The 26679-nt window shown below is 73.0% G+C and carries 18 protein-coding genes; 7 read left to right on the top strand and 11 right to left on the bottom strand.

Annotation, left to right across the window (positions count from 1 at the left end; translation table 11 throughout):
• Window positions 1-312 precede the first annotated feature (312 nt).
• Together GTY84_RS10015 and GTY84_RS10010 are read left to right on the top strand one after the other, a co-directional pair.
• Entirely contained in the window at window positions 313-2274 is a 1962-nt protein-coding gene (locus tag GTY84_RS10015; RefSeq protein ID WP_161225801.1) for a cellulose synthase catalytic subunit, read from the top strand.
• Window positions 2271-4208, top strand: coding sequence for a kelch motif-containing protein (locus GTY84_RS10010; protein WP_161225800.1), 1938 nt, complete (start codon window positions 2271-2273; stop codon window positions 4206-4208). The genes GTY84_RS10015 and GTY84_RS10010 overlap by 4 nt, the downstream gene beginning before the upstream one ends.
• Window positions 4209-4280: 72 nt before the next feature.
• On the opposite strand, the gene GTY84_RS10005 is transcribed toward GTY84_RS10010, so the two are convergent.
• Together GTY84_RS10005 and GTY84_RS10000 are read right to left on the bottom strand one after the other, a co-directional pair.
• Window positions 4281-5306, bottom strand: a complete 1026-nt coding sequence (locus GTY84_RS10005) for a glycoside hydrolase family 6 protein (protein WP_161225799.1) — start codon at window positions 5304-5306, stop codon at window positions 4281-4283.
• 256 nt (window positions 5307-5562) lie between these two features.
• A complete protein-coding gene (locus GTY84_RS10000) occupies window positions 5563-6330 on the bottom strand; it encodes a transposase family protein (RefSeq protein ID WP_161225798.1) in 768 nt (255 codons plus the stop codon).
• Window positions 6331-6763: 433 nt separating this feature from the next.
• Between GTY84_RS10000 and GTY84_RS09995 the strand changes: the two genes are divergently transcribed.
• From GTY84_RS09995 to GTY84_RS09985, 3 genes are read left to right on the top strand one after another with little or no spacing between them, the layout of a single operon-like run.
• On the top strand, window positions 6764-7246 hold the full coding sequence (locus tag GTY84_RS09995) for a hypothetical protein (RefSeq protein WP_161225797.1): 483 nt from the start codon (window positions 6764-6766) through the stop codon (window positions 7244-7246).
• Between the two features lie 53 nt (window positions 7247-7299).
• Window positions 7300-8625, top strand: coding sequence for a ParA family protein (locus GTY84_RS09990; RefSeq protein ID WP_345943384.1), 1326 nt, complete (start codon window positions 7300-7302; stop codon window positions 8623-8625).
• Window positions 8625-10094, top strand: a complete 1470-nt coding sequence (locus GTY84_RS09985) for a hypothetical protein (RefSeq protein ID WP_161225795.1) — start codon at window positions 8625-8627, stop codon at window positions 10092-10094. Before GTY84_RS09990 ends, GTY84_RS09985 begins: the two co-directional genes overlap by 1 nt.
• Window positions 10095-10294: 200 nt before the next feature.
• Here the strand turns inward: GTY84_RS09985 and GTY84_RS09980 are convergent, their stop codons facing one another.
• The 4 genes from GTY84_RS09980 to GTY84_RS09965 form a co-directional block, all read right to left on the bottom strand.
• Entirely contained in the window at window positions 10295-10948 is a 654-nt protein-coding gene (locus GTY84_RS09980; protein ID WP_345943395.1) for a class F sortase, read from the bottom strand.
• A gap of 98 nt (window positions 10949-11046) precedes the next feature.
• Window positions 11047-11598: a hypothetical protein gene (locus GTY84_RS09975; RefSeq protein ID WP_161225793.1), complete on the bottom strand. Its 552-nt coding sequence runs from the start codon at window positions 11596-11598 to the stop codon at window positions 11047-11049.
• Between the two features lie 124 nt (window positions 11599-11722).
• Entirely contained in the window at window positions 11723-12502 is a 780-nt protein-coding gene (locus GTY84_RS09970; RefSeq protein WP_161225792.1) for an HAD-IIA family hydrolase, read from the bottom strand.
• 578 nt (window positions 12503-13080) lie between these two features.
• A complete protein-coding gene (locus GTY84_RS09965; RefSeq protein WP_161225791.1) occupies window positions 13081-13971 on the bottom strand; it encodes a hypothetical protein in 891 nt (296 codons plus the stop codon).
• Window positions 13972-15028: 1057 nt separating this feature from the next.
• On the opposite strand from GTY84_RS09965, the gene GTY84_RS09960 reads away from it, so the two are divergent.
• On the top strand, window positions 15029-15907 hold the full coding sequence (locus GTY84_RS09960; protein ID WP_161225790.1) for an LLM class F420-dependent oxidoreductase: 879 nt from the start codon (window positions 15029-15031) through the stop codon (window positions 15905-15907).
• A gap of 258 nt (window positions 15908-16165) precedes the next feature.
• On the opposite strand, the gene GTY84_RS09955 is transcribed toward GTY84_RS09960, so the two are convergent.
• From GTY84_RS09955 to GTY84_RS09940, 4 genes are all read right to left on the bottom strand, one after another.
• Window positions 16166-19795 carry a SpaA isopeptide-forming pilin-related protein gene (locus GTY84_RS09955; protein WP_161225789.1) on the bottom strand — a complete coding sequence of 1210 codons (3630 nt, stop codon included), beginning with the start codon at window positions 19793-19795 and terminating at the stop codon, window positions 16166-16168.
• Window positions 19796-20576: 781 nt separating this feature from the next.
• Window positions 20577-21434, bottom strand: a complete 858-nt coding sequence (locus GTY84_RS09950; RefSeq protein WP_161225788.1) for a fumarylacetoacetate hydrolase family protein — start codon at window positions 21432-21434, stop codon at window positions 20577-20579.
• Window positions 21435-21588: 154 nt separating this feature from the next.
• Window positions 21589-22308 (bottom strand): membrane protein insertase YidC, encoded by a 720-nt coding sequence (gene yidC / locus GTY84_RS09945; RefSeq protein ID WP_161225966.1) that lies wholly within the window; start codon window positions 22306-22308, stop codon window positions 21589-21591.
• A gap of 116 nt (window positions 22309-22424) precedes the next feature.
• Window positions 22425-22754: a DUF6412 domain-containing protein gene (locus GTY84_RS09940; protein ID WP_161225787.1), complete on the bottom strand. Its 330-nt coding sequence runs from the start codon at window positions 22752-22754 to the stop codon at window positions 22425-22427.
• 632 nt (window positions 22755-23386) lie between these two features.
• On the opposite strand from GTY84_RS09940, the gene GTY84_RS09935 reads away from it, so the two are divergent.
• Entirely contained in the window at window positions 23387-24421 is a 1035-nt protein-coding gene (locus GTY84_RS09935; protein ID WP_161225786.1) for an SEC-C domain-containing protein, read from the top strand.
• 909 nt (window positions 24422-25330) lie between these two features.
• Here GTY84_RS09935 and GTY84_RS09930 read toward each other — a convergent pair.
• Window positions 25331-26332, bottom strand: a complete 1002-nt coding sequence (locus tag GTY84_RS09930) for an LLM class flavin-dependent oxidoreductase (protein ID WP_202550247.1) — start codon at window positions 26330-26332, stop codon at window positions 25331-25333.
• Window positions 26333-26679 lie beyond the last annotated feature (347 nt).

The raw sequence follows: 26679 nt of genomic DNA, 5'->3' as shown, positions 1-26679 counted from the left end.
AAGGCCCCTCGCGACCACGAGGGGCCTTCGGCATGCGGGGCCGACGGGCGCCTTGCGATCATGACCGCGGCCGTAGAACCCTGTGTCGTTCGGGGGGAGCCGGACCCGGGCCGGGGGGCGGGAACGCGCCATGCGAGGCATGCCACTGCAACCGGTCGGCCCTGTTCCGGGTCTGGATAAAGTGTGGATGCCGTGGTGACGGCAGTGCACCACTGAGGCGACTGCGGCGGCTGAGGGGGCCCGGCCAGTCGAGGCAAGCGCGCACGGAGCAAGCGACGAATCACGCGCGGACCGCGTGTGGGGGGATGACTCATGACCTCGACGCCGTCGGGCGCCGGAGACGACCGGACCGACCCGTCCCACACCACCCGGCTCAGGGTGGTGTCGCCCCGGAGCGGGAACACGGGTTCCTTCCGGCGAATAAAGAAGACACTGCCCAAGTACGACTACGAGCACTACAGCCGGCTCGCGGGACCTCTCACCCAGCCCGATCCGAACCGGCCGTACCGGGTGCGCTACCGCTCGCTGCTCTCCCAGGAGCCGCACCGCCTCCGCGTCGCCCTGATGCTGGTCGCGGCCCCCCTGCTGTCGGTGGTGCTGCTGGTCTGGCTGCTCCAGCCCCGGCACTGGACCGAGCGCGACTACCCGGACTTCGCCTGGCTGCCCGCCCTCGACATCGTGATGCTCGTCTCCATCGGCCTGATCGAGCTGTTCCGCTGCCTCAACGTGCTCTCCAACGCGCACGCCACCCTGGTCGCCCGCGACCCGGTCCCGGTGGTGCCCGAGACCGGCACCCGCGTCGCCTTCCTCACCTCCTTCGTGCCCGGCAAGGAGCCGCTGGAGATGGTCACCCGGACCCTGGAGGCGGCCGTGCGCATCCGCCACCGGGGCACGATGCACGTCTGGCTGCTCGACGAGGGCGACGACCCCGCGGTCAAGGAGGTCTGCGCCCGGCTGGGCGTGCACCACTTCTCCCGCAAGGGCGTCGCCCGGTGGAACCGGCCGAGCGGCCCGCACCGCGCCCGGACCAAGCACGGCAACTACAACGCCTGGCTGGACGCGCACGGCGACGCGTACGACTTCTTCGCCTCCGTCGACACCGACCACGTGCCGCTGCCCAACTACCTGGAGCGGATGCTCGGCTTCTTCCGCGACCCGGACGTCGGCTTCGTCATCGGCCCCCAGGTGTACGGCAACTACGACAACCCGATCACCAAGGCCGCCGAGTCCCAGCAGTTCCTCTTCCACGCCCTCATCCAGCGGGCGGGCAACCGCTACGGCGCCCCGATGTTCGTCGGCACCTCCAACGCGGTGCGCATCACCGCGCTCAAGCAGATCGGCGGCCTGTACGACTCGATCACCGAGGACATGGCCACCGGGTTCGAGATGCACCGCCACAAGAACCCGGCCACCGGCCGCAGATGGCGCTCGGTCTACACCCCGGACGTGCTCGCCGTCGGCGAGGGGCCCAACGCCTGGACGGACTTCTTCACCCAGCAGATGCGCTGGTCGCGGGGGACGTACGAGACGATCCTCAAGCAGTACTGGAAGGGCTGGTACTCGCTTCCGCCGAGCAAGCTCTTCAACTACACGATGATGATCATCTTCTATCCGATGTCGGCGCTGAACTGGCTGCTCGCCGCGGTGAGCTGCGCCCTGTTCCTGGGCGCGGGAGCCTCGGGCGTCAACATCGACCCGGTGGTCTGGCTGATGCTCTACGGCAACGCCTCCGCCCTCCAGATCGGCCTGTACGTCTGGAACCGGCGGCACAACGTCTCCCCGCACGAGCCGGAGGGCTCCGGCGGCGTGGCCGGCATGGTCATGTCCGCGCTCTCCGCGCCGCTGTACGCCAAGGCCCTGATCGACGCCGTGCTGCGCCGCAAGAGCAAGTTCGTGGTGACGCCCAAGGGCGACTCCGCGAGCCCGGACACCCTGTTCGGCACCTTCCGCTACCACTGGTACTTCATCGCGGTCTTCGGCGGGTCCATCACCGCCGGCCTCGTCCTCGGCCACGCCCATCCCGCGATGATCGTCTGGGCCGCCTTCGCGCTGCTGATCACCGCCTCCCCGATGTTCGCCTGGCGGCACTCCCTGCGGGAGGCGAGGAAGAAGCCCTCCGCGGCGGCTCCCGCGGAGCCGCGCGCCGAACGGCCGGACACGGCGTCCGCGGAGACGTACGCGCCGCGACCGCGGTCCCCCCGGCCCGGACCGGCCGGCGGGGACGACGAGACCATGCAAATCGCCCTGGGTGGACTTGGGGGACGTAAGGAATGAAGGACCGTGCCGGCCGCCGCCGGGCCCGTCGCTTCGCGATAGGCACGGCGGTGGTAGTCGCGCTGGCCGGGATGAACGGGCCGTGGCTCTACCGTTTCGGAACCGCGCAATACCACCAGTACAAGATCAACAAGCCGGAGTACAAGGCCGCCAACGGCAAGTGGGAGATCGTCGAGTTCCCCGAGCAGTACCGGCAGAACACCATCCACGCGGCGCTGCTGCGCACCGGAAAGGTGCTGCTCGTCGCCGGGTCGGGCAACAACCAGGACAACTTCGACCGCAAGAGGTACGACACCCGGATCTGGGACCCCGCCAACGGGACCATCAAGAAGGTGCCGACGCCCAGTGACCTGTTCTGCACCGGCCACACCCAGCTCGCCAACGGCAACCTGCTGATCGCGGGCGGCACCAAGCGGTACGAGAAGCTCAAGGGCGACGTCACCAAGGCCGGCGGCCTGATGATCGTCCACAACGAGAACCCGGACAAGCCGATGACCCTGCCCGCGGGCACCAGGTTCACCGGCAAGGAGAACGGCAAGACCTTCGTCTCCAAGGACCCGGTGCTGGTGCCGCGCGCCGAGAAGGTCTTCGACAAGGGCACCGGCGCGTTCCTGCGCAACGACCCCGGCTACGGCCGGATCTACGTCGAGGCGCAGGAGAGCGGCTCCGAGCACGAGACGGGCACCGAGGACAACTACCGCATCGAGGGCCTCGCCGGCGCCGACGCCCGCAACACCTACGGCATCGCGCAGAAGCTCGCCCTCGACAAGAAGGACTTCCAGGGCATCCGGGACGCCTTCGAGTTCGACCCGGTCGCCGAGAAGTACATCAAGGTCGACCCGATGAACGAGGCCCGCTGGTACCCGACGCTCACCACCCTGAGCGACGGCAAGGTGCTCAGCGTCTCCGGCCTCGACGACATCGGCCAGCTCGTCCCGGGCAAGAACGAGGTCTTCGACCCCGGGACCGGGAAGTGGACCTACACCGACACGGTCCGCCAGTTCCCGACCTACCCGGCGCTGTTCCTGATGCGGAACGGCAAGGTCTTCTACTCGGGATCCAACGCCGGGTACGGCCCGGACGACGTCGGCCGCGACCCGGGCGTGTGGGACGTGGAGTCCAACCGGTTCACCGAGGTCCCCGGGCTGAGCGACCCCGACATGCTGGAGACGTCCGGCACGGTGCTGCTGCCGCCCGCGCAGGACGAGCGGTACATGGTGATCGGCGGCGGCGGGGTCGGCGAGTCCCCGCTCGCCAGCGAGAAGACCCGCATCGTCGACCTGCGGGCCGACGAGCCCCGGTTCGAGGACGGCCCCTCGCTCGCGAAGGGCACCCGGTACCCGCAGGCGTCGATCCTGCCCGACGACAGCGTCCTCGTCTCCGGCGGCTCCGGGGACTACCGGGGCCGCGGCGCCTCCGACATCCTGGAGGCCCGGCTCTACCGCCCGGACGGCAACACCTTCGACCGGGTCGCGGACCCGCTGGTGGGCCGCAACTACCACGCCGGGTCGATCCTGCTGCCCGACGGACGCGTGATGTTCTTCGGCTCGGACCCGCTCTACGCCGACAAGGCCAACACCAAGCCGGGCCGGTTCGAGCAGCGCGTCGAGATCTACACCCCGCCGTACCTGTACCGGGACACGCGGCCCGACCTCGCGGGCGGTCCGCAGACCGTCGAGCGGGGCGGCACCGCGACGTTCACCTCGCGGGCGGCGTCGACGGTCAAGAGGATGCGGCTGATCCGGCCGAGCGCCTCGACCCATGTGACCGACATCGACCAGCGGTCCATCGCGGTGGACTTCACCGCCGAGGGCGACCGGCTGACCGTGACGGTGCCCCGGGGCAAGAACCTCGTCCAGTCGGGCTGGTACATGCTGTTCGCCGTCGACGGCGACGGGACGCCGTCCAAGGCGCAGTGGGTGCGCGTGCCGTAGGGCGTGCGCGCGGAGCACGGGGAGGGGGCGCGGCCGGCCGGCCGCGCCCCCTCCCGCCGTCCGCCCGGCGGTTCAGCCGGTGTCCCCGGTCCTCGCCAGTTCCAGGGCGTACTCCTGCCACCACTCGCCCGCCTTCGGGCCGCCCTTGCACTCGCCGTCCGACTCGCCCGGCCGCTTGATCCACAGATAGGCGTCGACCAGGGGGTCGGCGGTGCGGACCGTCGGCGCCTCGCCGAGGGCCCGGCCCGGCGGGTTGCACCAGCGCTCGGCGGGGTCGCCCCCGCCGTAGGGGCCGTTGCCGTTGCGGCTGGTGTCGAGGACGAAGGGCTTGCCGCCGACCTTGGCGGAGAGCCGCTTGCCGTAGGCGATGGACTCCGACGTGCCGTAGTAGTTCGAGACGTTGACCGCGAAGCCGTCGGCGCGGCCGACGCCCGCCCGGGTCAGCGGCCCGAAGATCTGGTCGGGGTGGCCCCAGCCGGCGTTCCCGGCGTCCAGGTAGACCTTGGTGTTCCCGAGGGTCTTCAGGGTGGTGACGGCGCCCCTGAGCAGGTCGTAGCGCTCCCCGTGGTACTCCTCGGGGGTGCAGCCGTCCACCAGGTGCAGCACCGCGTCCGGTTCCAGGACCACGGTGGCCGGGCGGTCGCCGATGCCCCGGGCGACGGCGTCGACGAAGGCGCGGTAGGCGTCGCCGTCGGCGGCCCCGCCGCGCGAGTACTGGCCGCAGTCGCGGTGCGGGATGTTGTAGAGGACGAGCAGCGCGGTGCGCCCGGCCCGCTCGGCGGCCTCGGTGAAGCCGCGGGCCTGCTCCTCGGGGTTCTCCGGGCCGATCCACTCGCCGGTGGGCTGCTCCGCTATCCGGCGTATCCGCCCGGCGTCCTCCTCCCGGCCGGACTTCTCCAGCTCCACCACCCGCTGGGCGGCGGTGCTGTCCGGGTTGACCCAGTAGGGGGCGGTCTCCTCGGGCCGCTGGGTGATGCCCGTGTCCGCCGCGCCCACGCCGCCGGACGCCGAGCACCCGGCGAGCAGCAGCGCCGCCCCGAGCACCGCCGCGGTCATCCGCCCCGCCGGCGCCGTGCCCCGCCCCCTGCCGCCGTTCATCCAGTCCCCCGCACGCCGTCCCGAGTGCCCAATCCTGGCATACGGCTCCGGCGGGCCGCCGGGGCCGGGGGCGCCGGGGCGCCGCACGGGCGCGGGGACCCGGGGCCCGTCTCAGGCGGCCCTGCCGGGCGGCGGTGCCATCGCTACGGCCAGCGTGCGTCGACGATGACGAAGCCTCTCTCTCGGCAGACGGAGGTCTCGCCCAAGCCGGAGGTCTATGAAGTCAGGTTTCACGGGTCTCATTGAGCCTTTTCCATCATCGGTCTGAGCTGGCCAGATGCAGGGTGAGTACGGCTTTGACGAGGGCGGTGATCCGGGTGGTGGAGCATCGGAGTTTGCGCAGGAGGCGCCAGTTCTTGAGGCTGGCCATGGCCTGCTCGACGAGTGCGCGGATCTTGGCATAGGACCGGTTCACGGCCTGCTGACCGGCGGAAAGCGAATGCCAACGCCCCCAGTACGGGATACGGACTGTTCCGCCGGCGCCTCGGTAGCCCTTGTCGGCCCAGCACGGGACGTCGGCCTGAGCGAGGGCGTCGATGATGCCGTGTTCGCGGGCCGCGCGGATGTCGTGGACAGCTCCGGGCAGGGTCGGCGAGGCCCGCAGCAGCTGGCCGAACGGATCGGTGAGGACCTGCACGTTCATGCCGTGCTTCTTGTGTTTGCCGGAGTAGTAGGGCTGGTCCGCGGCGATGCGGTCGATCGGTAGGAGGGTGCCGTCCAGGAGGACGAACGCCTTCGTCGACCCGGCGGGGACGGCATCGGCCAGGGTGGGTGCGAGGTCGGCCAGGATGTCGACGGCCTCGGTGACGTAGCGGTATGCCGTCGTGGTCCCGACGCCGAACCCGGCCGCGAGCTGGGCGTAGGTGTGCCCCATGCGCAGGTGGGCCAGAGCGAGGAGGGCTTGGCGGCCGGCGTTCAACCGTCGCCAGCGGGAGCTGATCGCACGGCGATGCCGCCGCAGACGCTCGGCGAGGAAGCGAAGGGTGGAGCTGGACACGTCCACGCCGGACGGGTAGACAAGCATGTGAAGCCTCTGGTGGACACGGTTCTCTTGGTCGAAAACCCATCTACCAGGGGCTTCGCCATGCTGTCACCCCAACTGCACAGCACCACCAGCAGGTTGGAAAAGGTTCATTGACATACCGCTGAACAATCGCGATGGAGACACGGAATCCCGCTGCGGGCCGATGCAGCACCGCGTTCATGCGCAGAGACACCACTTTGAGCAGTTGCCCCTCCGGCCACCGCTATCAACTCGCAGTACGGGCAAAAATTCTAAATATAGTACATGTCTGTAAATAATCCTAATACCATTCATTCGCTGGCCCACCGTACGGCGACGGCCAGCATGCAAAGCATTGACGACCTGTGAGGGACGCCCCTCCCCGGGGAGCTACATGCGATGGAAGAACAGACTTACAAGGCCAATCAGGTGAGACTCGCCCTATGATCTCTACGTGTCGGGGAATCGAGCAGAGCATCACTATGCCCACGCCGCTGTGCGCCACTATGACGACGCTGTCTACCTTCACGACGACAACCGTCTACCCAACGCCGATCACCATTTCGGCTTCGCGGTCGAGTGTGCCCTCAAGAGCATGGTCCTACGCTTCACTGCAGCCACCATGAACCCCAGAAGGCCCAACAGCCCCCCAGCCACGCGCCCCTGGGTCGCAGATCCAGTCACGGGTAAAGCTGCGCACGACTATGGCCACCTACCCTGGGTAGCAGCCGACCTGGCCCTGCTGACGCATGGTAGATCTGCCGCTCACCTGTCCGCCGCGCTCGGCAATTTGGGCGCCTTCGACTCCTGGTCAGTCGATGATCGCTACCTTGACGGCACCACAGTTGTCGAAGCTCACGTCACTCGGCGGCGTACCGTGGCACAGGAAATCATCACCCTGCATGAGCAGGCTCTCATCACCGGAAGGCTGCTGTGACCCCGCTCCCTCACCCCGTCCTCTTCGACGAGGCCCGCCCTCGCGCACTCGCCGTGGCCTATGAGGTGGCCGCCGAGGGCTTGGACGTATTGCTCGTACGGGACGTTCTGGGGCGGTTCACTCTGGTTGTTGACGACCGTGGGCACCAGGTCGAGTCAGACAAGACAGAGATCTGGAGCGAGCGGCTTACCGCCGACCTCTGCCAGTACGCAACGGACCGGCCCCTCGCGCTCGCCTCCGTTCTATTCTCGGCAGATGACCTACTGAACTCCGCCAGGAGTCAGCCGGATCCGGAGCATCGCCCAGGAGGTGATCACGGCGACGTTCGCCTCTTGGACAATACCGTGGTCGGGGAGGATTGGGCACAGGTCTCCACGCCCGCTCTCGAATTGGACGGCTCGCGCACTCATCGCACTGCCCTCTACGGCTTCAAGGGCGGCGTGGGGCGGACCACCGCCACTGCCATCCTTGCCCGTCATCTCACAGACCGTGGGCACATCGTATTGGCCATCGACCTCGACCTCGAGTCTCCCGGAGCTGGGCCACTGCTCAGCGCAGGAGCAGAACTACCCTGTCACGGTATCGTTGATCAACTTGTCGAGTCGGCCGTCAATAATTCCGTCAGCCTGGATCTGGTAGCACCCACTGGCTACGCTCCCCGCACTGGACGCGGCGAGCTCTGGGTCGCACCCGCACGAGGCCAGGGATCGGCGAGCGTGCCCTACTCATACGTCGACAAGCTCAATCGTGTGTACGCCGATATTCCAGGTGCTGACTTTGCCGATCGCTTGGAGTCCGCCGTCTGGGCCTGTGAGACAGCCGTTGCGCAGGGCAGCGAGAGCGGCCGCCGCCCCGATGTGGTGCTGCTGGACAGCCGGGCCGGGATCCACGACATCGCTGCCGTCACCATCTCTCGGCTCTGCGATCTCGCCCTGTTGTTCGGCACTGACAATAAGCAGACCTGGTCCGGCTATGGGGATCTCTTCAGGGCGTGGAACGCTTCCGGTCAAGCTCGCCGCATCCGTGAGAAGCTACGTATGGTCGCGTCCATGGTTCCGGACTCTCCGCAACGTCCCATGGGCGCGTATCTGCAGTCGTTCCGCGAGCACTCCTGGGAATGTTTCAACGTGCTGTACGACGACGACGCGCCCTTGGAAGCGACTGGCGAGCTCTTCCCCGGGGCCTTTTCTCCTTCCCTGGAGGACGACTCGGCCCCCCATTACCCGATTCCTATCCTGTTCGAGCCGGGACTGGTTGGTCTGGACGCGGACAATGCTCCGGGCTGGCAGGACCGCGCCTTCGTCCAGGCCGCGTATCGTGACTTCCTTGAGACCGCCGCCCGCTTGATCACCGCCGAACCGCAGAATGAAGGAACCTGATGACCACCGCATTGGGGGCCGAGGAGTACCGCGATCTCCTCTCGGACACTCTGCCCGAGGCGACCGACGCTGACACCCTCTTGCCTGACCTGCACACCTTGTTTACCCCAGACAGCCACCGCGCAGCCCTCTATGTCGACAGCACTGTCGTACGCGGTGGGCGGGGCGTCGGTAAGACCTTCTGGTACCGCTCCCTACTCGACGACACCCTGCGCCAAGTCGCTGCGCAGGAGTATGGGATCGAACGGTTGCGCCGGCTCACCGTCTCCGCCGGATACGGCGCGTCCGTCAGACCCGACCTGTATCCGGGCACGAGTGTCCTGCGTCAACTCGCGGAGGCCAGTATCCGGCCCTACGACATTTGGTACACGGTACTGCTATCGACACTTGGCCAGCCTGAACTACGAGAGCTCGTGGAATGGCGCGACCGAGTTGCCTGGGTACGCGCGAACCCGGGCGCGTCAGAACGTACGGTGCAGCAGGCCGACCAGCAGGCGCAGGAGCAGGGCACCACTCATCTGATTCTCTTTGACGCACTGGAACACCTCCACCGGGTCCGCGCCCAGGCCGACCGTCTTGTCAGCGGTATTCTGGAACTTGCCCTTGCTATGCGCCTCGGGACCCGCAACATTCGTTTCAAAGTATTCATTCGCCCTGACATGTTTGACGGCGCCTTGCTTCACTTCCCCGATGCATCAAAGTTGACAGCGAACGCCGCCAGTCTTTCCTGGTCTCGCGCCAGTTTGTACGGGCTGCTCTTCCATTATCTAGGAAATCACAACAGCGAATATTCCAACCGGTTCCGTGACCTAACCGGTGGTTGGGGTGCCGATGCCGACGGACACCGCCACCTCCCACCTGCCCTACTAAGCGGTGACGAGCAGTACCAAGCCGAGCAGTTCGCGCTCATCGCCGGACCTTATATGGGTGCCAATTATCGCAAGGGTAATACATATACCTGGCTACCCAACCACCTCATGGACGGAGTCGAGCAAGTGAGCCCACGTAGCTTCCTCAGCGCGCTGGGCAAGGCTGTCTCGGAGACTCGCGGCAAATATGCAGGCCACGAGTACGCCATCCACCACGAAGGCATCCGCCGAGGCGTCCAGACCGCCTCGGAAACCCGAGTGCGAGAAGTTGGCGAAGACATGCCGTGGGTACGTTTGGCGGTCGATCCCCTAGCTGGCCGACAGGTCCCCATCGATCAGGAGACGGTTCTGGAGCTTTGGGAAGAGGCCAGGTTGACCGACACTCTACGCAAGGAAGCAGAGCGGTACCAAGCTCAGGACGAGGACACCCTAGTGCGCACCGGCCCTCGGCACCCAGACGACCCCGGGGGCCTCATTGAAGAGTTGATTGCCCTCGGTGTGATGCGTCGTCGGCGTGACGACCGAATTGATCTTCCCGACGTGTATCGTATCGCTTTCAACGTCGGCCGCAAAGGTGGAGTACCCCGAATCGCTGGCTGATTGCCCGAGGCTGGAGATTACTTGGTTCCCGGGTGGCGGAGGAATACGCGATTCCACCCGTTTCCGGTGGGTTCGGCATTGGGACATCTCATGCTCTACTGTTTTCCTTCCTCGCACGAAATATTAACGCGTGGAAGAGATCTGGTCCCCGCTGCGGCGCAACTGGCTGTCCAACGTCACCTTCACCACACTGAAACATCTCATACACCCCTGCCGGGCGGCGGCGCGGGATCGGCGGCGGTGAGGTAGGCGGAGACGACGACGTTGGCGGTGTAGGCGCGGGCGGTGCGGTCGTAGGTGCCGCCGCAGGTGATCAGCCGCAGTTCGGCGCGGCCCTCGGCGCGGGGACCGTACGCCTGGCGGGCGTCGAAGCCCTCGCGGTCCAGGACGCGGACGTCGTCGACGGTGAACTCGGCGACCCCGGCGTCACCGCGGACCACGCGGATCGTGTCACCGGGTTCCAAGGAGGAGACCCGGTAGAAGACGGCGGGCCGGGTCTCGGTGTCCACGTGGCCCACCATCAGCGCGGTGCCCGCCTCCCCCGGGGTGACGCCCGGGGAGTACCAGCCGACGGTGCCGGGCAGGTCGAACGGCGGGGGTTCGACGGCGCCCGCGGTGTTCAGGCCGCGCGCCATCACGGGGGCCCGGACGTCGAGACCGGGGATCTCCAGCCGCTGCGGCACCGCGTCGCCGAGCGGCGCGCGGGCCGGGGGCAGGGCGACGCCGGGGGGCCGTCCGGCCGCCGCCATGTCGCCGGTGGCGGGGCGGAACGGGCCGCCGGGGAGCCCGGCGCCGTCCCGGCCCCACAGCCAGAGCCCGAGCAGCAGCACCACCCAGGCGACACCGGTCACCACCCGGCCGGAGCGGGCCGGGGCGGTTCCCGGGGTGCCCGGTGCGGCGGCGGCCGGTCCGTCCGGCGCGGGGGCCGCCGGGGGGCGGGGGCCGGGCACGGTCAGCGCGTCCCGCGGCGGCGGCCGCGCAGTCCGCGCAGGGCGACGGCGAGCGCGGCGAGGCCGCCGAGGGCCAGGCCGGTCACGGTGTGGGGCGTGCCGGGGCCGTCGGCGCGTGCACCGTCACCGGCGCCCGCGGCGGCCAGCCCGGCGGTGCCGCCGCCGCCCGCGTCGACGGGGGCGACGGGGGTGGCGGGCGCGGCGGGGCCGGTCGGCCGGTGCCGCGGTTCGGTGACGGTGAGGGTGCCCTGGCGGGCGCGGTCGCCGCAGGTGACGCGGACGGCGTAGACACCGGCCGACACCGAGGTGCGGACCCGGCTGGAGCCGGTCAGCACGCCGTCCCGGGCGGTCAGGGTGAGCCGTACGTCCGATTCGAACGCCGCCGACACCGCGACGGCCGTCCGCTCGGTGCAGTCGGGCACGCGGAGCGTGACGTCGCCGCCGGGTGCCGGGGAGGAGGGGGTCACGGAGACCCCGTCCGCGGCGTGCGCGGGGGTGGTGAGCAGCGCGGCCAGCGCGGCCGCGGCACAGAGAGTGACCTTCGTCGAGCCCATCGTGTACCTCCAGTCATCTGGAGGCTGCCCCGGTCGCCCGGCCGCCGCATCCGGTGCGGGGGCTTCGCTGGGCCGAACGGGTGCGGTCGCGGGCCCCCGGGTTTCGGGGCCCGCGACCGGGGGGTCAGACGAGGCCGACGATGTCCTCGATGGAGTCGACCACGTGGGACGGGCGGTAGGGGAAGTCCTCGACCTGCTCGGGGCGGGTCAGCCCGGTGAGCACGAGGAAGGTCTGCATGCCCGCCTCGATGCCGGCCAGCACGTCGGTGTCCATCCGGTCGCCGATCATGGCGCTGGCCTCGGAGTGCGCGCCGATGGCGTTGAGCCCGGTGCGCATCATCAGCGGGTTGGGCTTGCCCGCGAAGTACGGCTGCTTGCCGGTCGCCTTGGTGATCAGCGCGGCCACCGCGCCGGTCGCGGGCAGCGGGCCCTCGGTGGAGGGGCCGGTCTCGTCCGGGTTGGTGCAGATGAACCGGGCGCCGCCGTTGATCAGCCGCACCGCCTTGGTCATGGCCTCGAAGGAGTAGGTGCGGGTCTCGCCGAGCACCACGTAGTCGGGGTCGTGGTCGGTGAGGATGTACCCGATGTCGTGCAGCGCGGTGGTGAGACCGGCCTCGCCGATGACGTACGCCGAGCCGCCGGGCCGCTGGTCGTCGAGGAACTTGGCGGTGGCCAGCGCCGAGGTCCAGATGGCCTCGACCGGCACCTCCAGGCCCATGCGGCGCAGCCGGGCGTGCAGATCGCGCGGGGTGTAGATCGAGTTGTTGGTGAGCACGAGGAACGGCTTGCCGGACTCGCGGAGCCTCTTGATGAAGGCGTCGGCGCCGGGGATCGGGACGCCCTCGTGGATGAGCACCCCGTCCATGTCGGTGAGCCATGACTCGATGGGCTTGCGGTCTGCCATGTGCGGGATCTCCTGCCGTACGCGGTCCTGCCTGCGCCCCAGCCTAGACAGAGCCGGATCTTGAGGGAACGGTGCGGGTCCTGTGAGCCTTCCGCGCACACGGGACGACGCGGGGGTGACCGGCAGATGGCGGGGCGCTGCGGACGCGGACGGACTCGGACGGACGGGGACGGCGGCCGGTCCGGCCGTCGGGGCGGTCGGGCGGCGGGGTCCGTCGGCGGGGCGTGCGGATGCCGGGCCGGGGCCGGAGGCGGCGGGGCGGTGCCCGAGGTTCAGGTGCAGAAGGCCGGGGGGCGGGGGCGGGCTTCGTGCGAGGCTCGCCCGGCGCGGGAGCGGGCGGCGGTCCGTGGTGTCCACCCCAGCGGGGTGGCCGGCGCTCCGCGGTGGCGGAGTCGTGCGGCGGTCTCCTCGCGGACGGCCCGCGTGGACGGCGTCCTCGGCCGGAGCCGGGCCCGGGGGCGTTCCTCGGGGCGCCGCCCCGGCCGACGGGTGCCGGGAGGACGGCCGCCGACGGGACCGGGACCGTCGGCGGCCGCCGGCGGCCGGTGCGGCGGCAATCCGGGGCGAGGGTGCCGGAGTCAGCGGCGGCGGGCGAGCAGGACGGCCGCGGCACCCGCCGCGACCAGGAGGGCACCGGCGGCCAGGGCCGCACCCGCGCGGCGCGTTCCGGTGCTGGCGAGTTCGTCCGCGAAGGGGAGCCCGGCGCCCGGGAAGTCCGGCGTTGAGGCGACGGAGGGGGCGATCGGGTCGCCGTCCCGGGCGGCGGCCTCCGTGCCCTCGACGCGGAAGCGGTAGTCGTTGGAGCGGCCGATCCACTCTCCGTCGTCGCCGCGCCGCTGGACGACGGCCGCGGTCGCGGTGACCTCGTTGGGGAGGGTGCCGGGGGCGAGGGCGAGCCGCAGCTTCACGGTGACGGTCCGGCCGGACGGGACGGTGAAGCCGGGGAAGGCTGCGTCGGCCCGTCCGCCCCCGGAGGACCCGCCGTCCCCGGCGGAGCCGGGGCCCTCGCCGTCGAAGGGGCCGATCAGCTCGTCCCGGTCGGTGGCGCGGAAGGCCACGGGGTACGCGTGGGCCCCGTCGTGGAACTCCAGCCGGGGCTGGGACGGGGTCAGCACCCGCCGCTCGTCGACGAGCACCAGCACGGGGTGGACGCCGTCGCAGGAGCGGGAGGTGGTGTTGGTGAGGTCCAGGTACCAGACGGCGGGTCCGGCACCGGGCCGGTAGCCGTCCGGCCCGCCGCGCAGCCGGGCGGTGAGGGGGAAACCGCGGTCCCCGGCGGCGGCGCAGGCGGGCAGCGGGGCGAGGGGGGCCGGATCGGCGGGGGCCCGGGTGCGGGGAGCGGCGGCGGCGTGGCCGGCCGTGCCCGCGGCGACGGAGGCGGTGGCGAGGGCGGCGAGGAGGGCGGCTGCCGTCGGCCGGCGGAGGGATGCCGCGGACCGGCGGGGGGACGGGGACGTGAACAGTCGCATAGGACCATGAGCATCTCTTGGGACCGCGACCGGCGGGACCGCCGTTCGGGGCAGGCCCCTCCAACGGCCCCGCCCCACCCCACGTTCGGCGCACCCGTGTTGCGCCGGGACCCGGCGCGCGGGAGGGGCGGGCCGGGAGACCGCGGGACCGCCTCCGGGACCGCTTCCGGGACAGCGACGCACGGAGACCCGGGGCCGGAGCGGGCCCCGCACACGAGGCGGATGGGCGCGGCGCCGAAGGCGTGGCCCCGGGGCGAGGCCCGGAGAAAGCGGGCACGGCCGAGCAGGCGCGATCCGGGGCCACGCGAAGCGGGAACCCAAAGCACGGACCAGCGCCGGGCGAGCGGGCGGAGGCCGAACGCGCGGGCCGGCGCCGGACGGACGGGACACCGAAGGCACGGCCCCGCTCGAACGGCGCCCGGAACCCCCGCCCGAGCGGGGCCGAGCACACGAGTCGGCCCCGGACGGGACGACAGCGCGCTGACGCCCCGGGACCGGGACACCGGCCGGGGACCGGGCCGAAGCGGGCCGCAGCGGGACGGTGCGCCGGGAGCCTGCGCCGGGGCCCGGCGGGGAGGGCGCCGAAGAGAGGACAAGGGCCCGGGGCGAGATCCGGGGAGCCGGGCCGGGACATCGCCGGAAGCGCGCGGGCCGGCGTCGGGCGGGCGGACGGGGTGGCCGAAGGGCCGGGCAACGGCCCCCGCGCGAGGCCCTGTCCGGCCCGCCCCCGCCCCACGGTGCCCGGATCGCCCGCGAGCGCCGCGCCGCGGAGCGGGACGGGTCGGCGTCCTACTGGACGGGCGACCGGCGCCGGGGCGAGGTGCGCCGCGTCGGCGTCCCCACCAGCCCTCGCACGGCGGCTCGTCCCCCGGCTCACCGCGGCGGACGCCGGGGCGGCGGCCCGCAACCGACTTACCACCGAAGGGTGTTGGAGGAACCCGAGCCTCACCTCCCCGGGCGGTGACCCGTTCGGGTGGGAGCGGGAATCCTCGTCCGCTCCCGACGGTTGCCACCCGCTGACGGGCACGGCACGACACCCACCGGAGGGACGGCGACGATGAACGACGCGACGGCAGCCACGAAGAGCGCGATCGGACGGTACGGCGTGTGGACCACGCTGCTCCGCCCCGACGGCCCCGCCTCCGCCGGGGAACGGGCCGAGGCCGCCGCCGAGTTGGAGGAGCTGGGGTTCGGCGCGCTCTGGCTCGGCGGCAACAGCTCGGCCGGGCACGCCGCCCCGCTGCTGGCGGCGACCGGACGGATCACCGTCGGCACCAGCATCCAGAGCGTCTGGGAGCACCCGGCGCCCGCGGCGGCGGCCGACTTCGCCGGGCTGGAGGCCACCCACCCCGGCCGCTTCCTGCTGGGCCTCGGGGTGAGCCACGGCCCCCGGGTGGCGGGCTACGGCCGCCCGTACGCCACGATGACCGGCCATCTCGACGCGCTGGACCGCGAGGGTGTCCCGGCGGAGCGCCGGGTGCTGGCCGCGCTGGGGCCGAGGATGCTGGAGCTGGCCCGGGACCGGGCGACGGGCGCGATCCCGTATCTGGTGACGCCGGAGCACACCGCCGAGGCCCGGGGGATCCTGGGCGCGGGCCCGCTGCTGGCGCCGGAGCTGAAGGCCGTGCTGGAGACCGATCCGGGCCGGGCCCGGGCCACCGCCCGCGCGGCCCTCGCCCGGTACCTGGAACTCCCCAACTACACGCGCAACTTCCTGCGGCTGGGCTTCACCGAGGACGACCTGGACGGGGGCGGCAGCGACCGCCTGATCGACGCGGTCTTCGCGTGGGGCGACGAACGGGCGGTCCGCGAGCGGGTGGCCGTCTTCCACGCGGCCGGCGCGGACCATGTCGCCGTGCAGCTGGTGGAGGAGGACGGGGCGGCGGGACTGCCCCGGGAGGGCTGGCGGAGGCTGGCCGCCGCGCTCCTCGGCTGAGGCGGCTCCGGGCTCCGGGCTCCGGGCTCCGGGCTCCGGGCTCCGGGCTCCGGGGACACCGTACGCGGGGCGCCGTACGCGGGGCGCCGGAGGTCGGGCACGGTGCGCGTCCGGCCGTCGCCGCGCCCCGGAGCCGGTGTTCCCCGTCGCGGTGCGCGCCCGGCTCCGGGCCCTCCCGGAACGCGAGCGCCGGCCGCGGGGCGGGTGCCCCGTGGCCGGCGCTCCCCGGCGGTGCCGGGTGTCGGTGCCGTACTGCCGCTACTCGGCCCCGTAGCCCTTTCCGGGCCGGCCGTGGCCGTCCTTCTCGGACTCGCCGTAACCACCCTTGCCGGACTCGCCGTAGCCGTCCTTGCCCGAGTCGCCGTAGCCGTCCTTGCCGGACTCGCCGTAGCCGTCCTTGCCGGAGTCGCCGTAGCCGCCCCCGCCGTGCTCACCGCGCTTGTTGCTGAGCCGGACGGTGATGCCCTGCTCGGCGTTGTCCTCGGTCAGCTCCAGCGGGCCGGTGACCGGGTCGGCCGGGGGCCGGTAGCCCTCGGGCACGGCGGTCTCCAGCACGTAGTACTCACCGAGCGCGAGGTCGTCGAAGGCACAGGTGCCCCGCTCGTCGGTGGTGCAGGACCGCCCGATCCGGGTGTCCGGGTCGGAACCGGTGGTCTGGAGACCGGGGACCCCGTTGGTCTCCTCCCACAGCTCGAAGACCGCGCCGGCCAGCGGCTCGCCGTTCTTGGCGTCGGTCTTCTCCACCGTGATGGACCCCTCCTCGCCGGGCTGCTCGCTCGGCGTGTTCTCGGCCTCGACGGTGACGCCCTGCTCGGCGTTGTCCTCCGTCAGCACCAGCGGGCCGAAGACGTTCGGGGCCGGCAGCTCGTAGCCGTCCGGCGCCGCCGTCTCCCGCCAGTAGTACGTACCGGTGTCCACCGTCCGCGCACACACGCCCGCGGCGCCGGTGACACAGGTGCCTCCGACCCGGGTGTCCGGGTCGGCGCCGGTGGTCTGGAGACCGGGAACGCCGTTGGTCTCCTCCCACAGCTCGAAGACCGCGTCGGCCAGCGGTGCACCGGTCGTGGCGTCGGTCTTGTCGACGCGGACCTCACCGGTCACCGGCTGCGGCTCGCCGCTCGGGGTGTTCTCGGCCCCGACCTGGACGCCGTCCGACGCGTTCTCCTCGGTCAGCACCAGCGGGCCGAAGACGTTCGGGTCCGGCAGCTCGTAGCCGTCCGGGGCCGCCGTCTCCAGCCAGTAGTACGTACCGGGGTCGACCGTCCGCACGCAGAGGCCGTCGGCGGTCGTGGTGCAGACGTCGCCGACCTGGGTGTCGGGGTTGCCGCCGTCGGTCTGGAGACCGGGAACACCGTTGGTCTCCTCCCACAGCTCGAACTTGGCACCCGCCAGCGGGTTCCCGGTGTCGGCGTCGGTCTTCTCGACCCGCACCTCACCGGTGACCGGCACGTTGACCGGGGTGTTCTCCGCCTCGGCCTGGACGCCCTCGTCGGCGTTGGCCCCGGTCAGCACCAGCGGGCCGAAGACGTTCGGGTCCGGCAGCTCGTAGCCGTCCGGGGCCGCCGTCTCCAGCCAGTAGTACGTACCGGTGTTGACGGTGCGTGTGCAGAGGCCGTCGGCACCCGTGGTGCAGGTGTCGCCGACCTGGGTGTCGGGGTTGTCGCCGTCGGTCTGGAGACCGGCCACGCCGTTGGTCTCCTCCCACAGCTCGAACTCGGCGCCCTCCAGCGGGTTCCCGGTGTCGGCGTCGGTCTTGTGGACCCGCACCTCACCGGAGACCGGCACCGTGACCGGGGTGTTCTCCGCCTGGACCTCGACGCCCTGCTCGGCGTTGGCCCCGGTCAGCACCAGCGGACCGAAGACGTTCGGATCCGGCAGCTCGTAGCCGTCCGGAGCGGCCGTCTCCAGCCAGTAGAACGTGCCCGGTTCGACCGTCCGGGAGCACGCGCCGCCGGTGCCGGTGACACAGGAACCGCCGACCTGGGTGTCGGGGTCGGCGCCGGTGGTCTGGAGACCGGCCACGCCGTTGGTCTCCTCCCACAGCTCGAACTCCGCGCCCTCCAGCGGGTTTCCGGTGTTGGCGTCGACCTTCTCGACCCGCACCTCGCCGGTGACCGGCTGGGGTTCACCGCTCGCGGTGTTGGCCGCCTCGACCTGGACGCCGTCGGGGGCGTTGGCCTCGGTTAGTACCAGCGGGCCGAAGACGTTCGGGTCCGGCAGCTCGTAGCCGTCCGGGGCCGCCGTCTCCAGCCAGTAGTACGTACCGATCTCCACGGTCCGCGTGCACAGACCGTCCGCATCGGTGGTGCACACGTCCCCGGTCTGGGTGTCGGGGGCGGCACCGGTGGTCTGGAGACCGGGAACCTCGTTGGTCTCCTCCCACAGCTCGAACTTGGCGCCCGCCAGCGGGTCGCCGGTGTCGGCGTCGGTCTTCTCCACCCGCACCTCGCCGGTCCGGGTGAACGGACCGGACGGCGTGTTCTCGGCCGAGACCTGGACGCCGTCGGGGGCGTTGGCCTCGGTCAGCACCAGCGGGCCGAAGACGTTCGGGTCCGGCAGCTCGTAGCCGTCCGGGGCCGCCGTCTCCAGCCAGTAGTACGTACCGGTCTCCACCGTCCGCGTGCACAGACCGTTGTCGCCCGTGGTGCAGGTGTCACCGACCTGGGTGTCCGGGGCGGCACCGGTGGTCTGGAGACCGGGAACACCGTTGGTCTCCTCCCACAGCTCGAACTCCGCGCCCGCCAGCGGGTCGCCGGTCTCCGCGTCGGTCTTCTCCACCCGCACCTCGCCGGTCACCGGCTGCGGCTCGCCGCAGTCCGGCAGATCGCCGTCGAAGGGGTACGCGTGGAACTCCACGCCCGTCTGGGCGCTGGTGTGGGTGAGCGAACCGCTGGTGAGGAAGCGTCCGTTGACCCCCGGCAGGGACACCGTGGTCATCGACTCCGGCTGGCCCACCAGGACGCTGCCCTGGAACTGGCCCGAGCCGACGAGGTCGACCGTGGTGGCGTCCGGGAAGTTCCACAGCAGACGCTCGCGGTAGGCGTTGATCGGGTCGGTGGCGTCGTCCAGACCGCCGCTGTAGGTGTTGATGACCCGGTTGGCGCCGACGATGTTGACCAGGATCGTCGCGTTGGCGGGGATGTCCTCGAAGGCGAGGCCCTGCTGGCCGCCGCCGGGGCCGGTGAGGTCGAAGTCCACGTTGAACACCTGGATGGCGGAGGTGCCGTCACCCGTGAACAGCGTCTGGAACCCCTGGTTCACCGCCGTGCCGGTGGCCGGGCGGGGCGCTCCGTCGACCCTGGCGTAGCACTGGCTGGCGGCGGTGAGCTGTCCGCGCAGCGGGATGTAGGGCTGCGCGGCGTTCGGGTCCTGGACCAGCTCGCCGTCGACCGTGCCGGTCAGCGTTCCGGCGTAGCGGACGACCCCGCCCTCCGCGATCAGCCGCTGGCCGGCGGCGATGGTGATGTCGCCGCCGGTGGTGAGGAAGTCCGCGCCTTCGGGCGGGGGCACGCGCGAGCCGACGCCGACGATGCCGATGTTGTAGATGGAGCTGCCGGCGGTGTCCTTGTCCATGTCGAAGTCGTCGAGGACGACGACCCGGCCCTCGGCCTCGGCGGCCCGGCCCCGCACGAGGAAGTCGTCGCCGACGAAGATGTTGATGCCGTTGTCCCGGCCGGCGAACGGGCCGTTGTTGATGCCCGGGAAGGGATCCGGGCAGTCTCCCGGGACGCAGGGCCCGAGCCCGCCCGGCAGCGGGGCGGCCTGGGCCGGTGCGACCCCCACCCCGAGGACCAGGGCGGGGGCGAGCCCTGCCACGAGTGCGCACGCCAGTCCGGTCCGCCCCAGCCTGGGGCGCAGCGCGGCCACGCGTCTTCTGATGGAATGCATGGCTCCCAGGCTTCGCCGCCGGGCCGCGCGGAAGGGGTGCGACATTCCCGGACCGGGCGGTTGTCACGCGGACGGCCCGCATCCGTTCGGCCCGTCGGGGGCGCGGACCGTGCGCGCCGCGCGGGAACGGGCGGGGCGCTGCGTATGCTCCGCCCGGCGCTGTGAACGGCGTGCCCGCCGCGCGTTCCCCGTGCGGCCGGGAGCGGTGGCGTCGCCGGACGCCGCTGCGCCCGTGCCCGCCCCAGGCGTCGGGCGGAGCGTCACGGGCATGGGGCGGATGCCGGGGCCGGGGCGGGCGGATGCCGGGGCCAGGGTGGTGCTGGGGCCGGGGTGGCGCTGCGGCCAAGGTGGTGCTGCGGCCGGGGTGGGTGGCGCGTGACCGGGCCGGATGACACGGCAGGAGCGCCGGGACCCTCAGCGGGTGCCTGCGACGGGCGCGGGGCCGGACGCGGAACCGGGTGCCGGCACCGGACGCGCGGCCGGGGCGGTACGGCGTGCCGGTACCGGAGCCTGGACGGGCCCAGGGCACGGTTGCCGACCGGCGGGCACCCACGCGCGACCCGGTGCGGTATCCGGGCGACGGCGCCGGGGCGACCCCGTACCCCCCCCGGGGGCCGTCCGCCGCAGGTTGCCGACCGGCGGGTGTCCACGCGACCCGGTGCGGTATCCGGGCGACGGCGCCGGTCACCCCGTACCCGTCCACCGCGGGCCGTCCGCCGCACGCCCACACCGGGCGCCACACGCTCCCCGGTACCGGGCCGCCCGGCAGCCGGCGGCCGGGTCAGGCGTCCTTCAGCTCCTGGCGCTGGCGGCCCAGTCCGGTGACCTCCAGCTCCACCACGTCCCCGGCCCGCAGGTACGGCTGCGGGGCGGGCCGTCCCTTGGCCACCCCCGCCGGTGTCCCGGTGTTGATGACGTCGCCGGGGCGCAGCACCATGAAGTGGCTCAGGTACCGCACGACCTCCCCCACCGGGAAGATCTGCGCGGCCGTGGTGCCGTCCTGCATCAGCTCCCCGTTGACCCACAGCCGCAGCGACAGCGCCTGCGGGTCGGGGACCTCGTCGGCGGTGACCAGCCAGGGGCCCAGCGGGTTGAAGGTCTCGCAGTTCTTGCCCTTGTCCCAGGAGCCGCCGCGCTCCAGCTGGTACTCCCGCTCGGAGACGTCGTGCGCGACGGCGTACCCGGCGACGTGGGCGAGGCCCTCCTCGGCGGTCTCCAGATAGCGGGCCGTGCGCCCGATGACCACGGCCAGCTCCACCTCCCAGTCGGTGTGGGTGGAGCCGCGCGGCACCAGCACGGTGTCCTCGGGCCCGACCACGGTGTCCGGGGTCTTCAGGAAGACGACCGGCTCGGCGGGCGGCGCGGCACTGATCTCCCGGGCGTGGTCGTGGTAGTTCAGGCCGATGCACACGATCTTGCCGATGGAGCCGAGCGGCGGTCCGACGCGCAGCCCGGCCGGGTCCAGGACGGGCAGCGTGCCGTCCTCCCCGGCGGCCCGGACCCGGGCGAGGGCCTCCTCGTCGGCGAGCAGCGCGCCGTCGATGTCCGGCACCAGATGCGAGAGGTCCCGCAGGGTTCCCTCCGCGTCGAGCAGGGCCGGCCGTTCCGCCCCCGCCGCGCCGACTCGCAGCAGCCTCATGTCCACAACTCCCTCGCTCGCGGGCGCCCGCCCGACGACGGGCGCCCGGACACGGCCGGGGCCCCGGGAGGACGGTGTGATCGTCCAGCGGCGGGGCCCGGTCCGCAACAACCGTTCATCCTCCGGACCACCCGGGCCGGGCGGGCGGCGGCGGTCAGCCGTACAGCACGGCCCGTTCGACGGTGCTCCAGGCCGCGCTGGTGGCGAGGTACAGCCCGGCGGCCAGCGGCACGACGGCCACGGTGACCAGCGTGAAGAAGGACATGAAGGGCATGATCCGGCCGACGGCGGCCAGTCCGGGCACGCGCTCCCCGTCCCCGGCCGCGGCGGGCACCGGCGGCTGCCGGTCCATCGTCCGCCGGGTCAGCCGGTAGCCCGCCAGGGCGACGACCGCGACCACGGCGAGGAGCCCGGCGTGGACGAGTCCGGCGCCGCCCGCGGGGCCGCCGTCGGCGAGGGCGTCGGCCCACCGGCCGCCGAGCGGAGCGGCGAACAGCCGGTGGGAGAGGAGGGCGTTGGCCTCCCCGCCGATCGAGGAGCGGGAGAACACCTGGTAGAGGAGGAAGAAGGCGGGCAGTTGGCACAGGCCGGGCAGGCAGCCGGAGAGCGGCGACACCTTCTCCGCGGCGTGCAGCTCCAGCAGGGCCCGCTGGAAACGCTCGGGATCGCGGCCGTGTCGTCGGCGCAGCTCCGCGATCCTCGGCTGGAGCGCGGCACGCGCCTTCTGGCCGCGCGCGGCGGCCCGGGACAGGGGGTGGACGAGGAGCCGTACGAGCGCGGTGAACAGGACGACGGCGGCGGCCGCGGCGGACGCGCCGAACAGGGGCTGGAGCAGGTCGGCGAGGTGCTCGACCAGGGCGGCGAAGGCGGCCAGGGGTGCGGACGGGGACATGGGTACGGAGCCCTCCGGGGGTCTCGTCGTGCCGGGCGGTGGGAATGCGGCATGACGACGCGGCCCGCGCGGGGCCTCGGAGACGGTCCGGGGGTGCCCTACGCGGCGGTCGCCGGGAGGGCCGCGCCCGGTGCCCTGGGCCTGCGGCGGCCGGGGGCATCGGGGTCGCGCTGCGGCAGGAAGGCGGTGCGCAGATCGCGGTCGCGGATCGCGGTGCGGACCCGGGTGGGCGGCACGGCGGGCGCGCAGCGGGCGGTGATGACCGCGCAGACGGCGAGCGCCGCCCCGGCCGCGGCGGTGGCGGTCACGGCGAGCGCGAGCCCGGCGGAGAGGCCGCCGGCCTCGACGAGGGCGGCGGGGAGCAGCACGAGCAGCAGGACGAGCAGGGGGCGCGGGACGGCGGCCCGGCCGGTTCTCCCGGAACCCATCGGCACCCCTCCCTCCGCTCGCCCGCTCAGGAACGCGTCCGCCCTTTATACCCCGGCGGGCCCCGCGGCCCCAGGGCGGCGGGTGCCGGCGCCCCCGGGGCTCCCGGGCCCGCGGCCGGACCCGGCGGGCGTCCGCCCCTCCCCGGGACGTCCCGGGGAGGACGGCAGCTCGCGGCACGGGAGGGGAAGCCGCCCTCCGCTCCCCGCGCGGTGGACCGGAGGCGCGACCGGCGCAGCCGGGGCCGGGTCGGCACTCGCACCGGCGGATCGGGAACGGGACCCCGACCCACCCGCGAGCCCGGAGTCCGAACCCGCACCGATGGGACCCCGAGCGGGCACGGGGAATGGAACGGGGAAAGGGAGGGGAAGAGGACGAACCCACCGGGCGACACCGGGACCAGGGCCGGGGACCGGACCCACCGGTCGGGACCGGGACCAGAACGAGAAGCTGAAGCCACGGGGCGGGAGCGGAGCCGGAGCCAGTGGCCGAACCCACCGGGCGACACCGCCACCAGGACCGGTGTCCGGACCCGCCCCGGGCGGACCGGGGTCCCGGGACCGTCCCGTCCGGTTCACCCGTCGCGGCGGCCGGCGCCCCTCTCCCGTCATCCGGCCGCAGTACCGTGTCACCCATGCGCCCCGACACGCCTGCCGAGAACGTCGACCACTCCGCCGAAGCGGCCCGCCTGGAACGGACCGCCGGGCTCTACCCGGAGGACGCCGAGGCGCTGCTGCTGCGCGCAGCGGCCCATCTGGAGCTGTCCGGCGACCGGGCCGCCGCGACCACGCTCTACGACCGTCTGCTCTCCTCCCCCGCCGGCCTCGACGGCCCGGCCCTGGTCCGCGCGCTCAAGGCGTCCAACCTGTGGGAGTACGGCCACGAGGCGGAGGCCCGCGCGATCATCGACGGCGTGCGCACGGCGGCCCCCCGCGATCCGGCACCGTGGGTGATCGCCGCCGAGGCCCTGGAGGCGCACGACGAACTGGAGGCGGCGCAGGAGACGTTCACCGAGGGCGCCCGCCTGCTGCTGACCGGCGTGACCGAACCCCCTTACGCCACTCACCCGTTGCTCTACGGGCGGCACCGGGTGCGGCGGATGCTGGGCGCGCCGCACGACGACTGGGACCGTCTGGCGGACACCCTGCACTCGATGCCGGTCACCCTGGACGAACTGCACGATCCGGGCCGGGTGTGGTCGCTGGGCTCGGACGACCCGGCCGACCTGGAGGCGGAGATCTCCCTGCTCCGCGCCGAACTGGGCGCCCACCGCGAGGCGCTCTCGCGTCCCTTCCCGGTCGCCGTGCTGCACTGGCCGGCCGACGAACTGGCCGAACTGCTCGACTCCCACCCGGCGTTGGCCGCCGAGTACCCCTCGCCCGCGGAGCACTCCGCCACCGTGGAGGACGCGTTGCGCGAGCTCGCCGCGTCCGGCACCCCGAACCTGGGCGTCGTCCACGGCACAGTCCCCTCCTACGAGGCCTTCGCCGCCTCCGAGGCCGCCTCCCCGTCCGACGCCTCCCTGCTCCCCCAGTACGCCACCACCCTGGCGGCCCGGGGCCGGGCGACCGCGTGGCCGCCGGAGCGGGGGGCGGAGTGCTGGTGCGGTTCGGGGCGCCCCTACGCGGAGTGCCACGGGCCCGGCGCCCGGGCGGCCGAAGCGGGCTGACCGGCCCGGCGGCCGCGACGCCCTTCCCGACCAGGGGCGTCGCGGCCTCCCGCAACGCCCTTGGCGCCTGGACGAGCCCCCGGTTCGGCCGCCGCCGGTATCCGCAGCCGCCCGACCGGACTCCGCCGCGACCCCGACCGCACGCTCCTCGGGCTCGGCGACCGGCCGCGCACCTTCCGCGGCGCGACCGGGGGCTGCGCGCCGCGCGCCAGGGGGCGAGGCGGGCCCGGCCGACTTCACCCGGCACACGCGGCGCGGCCGGAGGCCGCCGCGGGGCGGGGCGCACGCGGCAGTGGCCGAGCCGGAGGCGGGACGCACACGGCGGTGGACGAGCCGGAGGCGGGACGCACACGGCGGTGGCCGAGCCGGAGGCGGGACGGCGCTCCGGCAGGGGGCGTTCGCCACGAGCTGCCGCCCGCCCGAATGGTTCGGCGCGCGCACCTCCGGGTCTCAACTGCGCCCGCCCTGAGGCCCGTCAGGACCCCTTCACCACCTGTGTACCGGTCGGACGGAGCGTTCGCCCGATCGGATCGAGGCCGTGAACGCGAAGTCGGTACACCGAACCGAGAGTGTGAGCGCGGAGCCGGATCACCGGCAGCGGCAGTAGGTGCCGCCGGTGCCGCTAGCAGCAGTGGGCGTGCCGATCGCGGCCCACTGCTCCACCGGCGACGCGACCGGGTGACGACCGCCGCCGAGCGGAGCGCGCGGGTGCCCGAGGGGGACCCGGTGCCGAGCTGCCGCCCCAGGTGGCGGCAGTGCGGGCGATGACCCCCGCCGGGGACCGGGACGCCCCCCTGCGGATCGTCGCCGCGTGTCCCGCGAGCACGGGCGCCCGTGCCCCGGGCGTCACCGGCCCCGGTGTGCGCCGCCGACGCGCGGCCGCCCGTGCCCGCCGGGGGCCGGACGCCGTCACCCCGGCCCGCCGTCACTCCGGCCCACCGCCCCCGGCTCCGCCCCGGGGGCGACGCCCCGCAGCATCTCCAGCAGGTCGTCGGCCGCCGCCCTGGGACCGTGGGCCAGGGCCACCCCCGTGGCGTTCAGCACCACCTCGTCCACCCCGGCCGCCGCGAACTCCCCCAGCGCGCCGTGGATCTCGTCGGCGCTCCCGTACAGGAACACCCCGGCGTCGACCAGCGCCCGCGCGTCCTCGCCCGCCTCGCCCCGCACGACGACGCCGGCCCGGCGCAACGTGTCCCGGTAGTGCGGCAGTCGCATGTGCGCACCGCACGCGGCCGACGCGAGGGCGACCGGGTCGCGGCCGGGTGCCGCCAGGGCGAAGGGCACGATGGCGCTCACCCGCAGCGGGGCGCCGGGGCCACGACGATCAGCGCCGCGCATCGCCGGGACCAGCGTGTCCGCGAGGTACCGCGCGCCCGCCATCCAGGTGACGGCCGCGTCGGCGACCTCCCCCGCCGCGACCGCCATCCGCTCGCGCAGCACCCCGAGCCCGACCGAGACGGGCGGTGCCAGGGCCGGGACGAGGGTCGCCGAGACGGTGAAGTGCCCGCGCTCCGCCTCCGCGGTACGGCCGGCCAGCAGCTCCCGCACGATCCGTACGTACTCCTTGGCGGCGCCGATCTGGCTCGTGTAGGGCCGTCCGAGCAGGCCCCGCTGGAGCGCGACCGCGCCGGGGCCGAACCCGGCGACCACCGGAAACCCGGTGGTGAGCGCGACGGAACGCGCCTCGACCGCGGCGTGGTAGGGCGACCGGAACGGCATCAGCGAGACGCCGAATCCGATGGGCACCCGGATGCCCAGCCCGGAGAGCCAGCTCACGAGGTGCTGCGACTCCAGCACCATGCCCTGCCCCAGCCACAGCCGTTCGGCGGCCGTCCACTGCACCAGGTTGGCGAAGGGGACGGCCTGCTCGGGCCGGGTGGCGCCGATGGGCAGCAGGAGGGAGTACTTCATCACCGTTCCTTTCCTCGGCCGGCCGGGATGTGCGGTCCCGTGGGCAGGCCGTCGAGGAAGCCGAGGACATCCACCCCGGTGCGGTGCTCCCGCACTGCTCCGGCGGCAGGTCCTGTCGGAGGCCAGGTTCACCGGGACCGCGCGATCGTGCGGATGCGCCTCCTGCGGGATGTGTCCGACGCCGCGCCGCAGCGCGTCCCGGCCGCACCGGGCGCCGGGAACCCGCCGACCGCACGGTACCCGAACTCGGTCCGTACGGACGGGAGATGAGCCTCCTGAGGCTGCTTCCAGCCCCGGACGGCCCGACCGACGCGCCGCGCGAGCCCGCCGCGATGGCCGGCGGGACG

The organism is Streptomyces sp. SID8352, from assembly GCF_009862265.1.
GTDB lineage: Bacteria > Actinomycetota > Actinomycetes > Streptomycetales > Streptomycetaceae > Streptomyces.
Note: the sequence above shows the minus strand (reverse complement) of the source record. Positions and strands in the feature narration are given on the sequence as shown.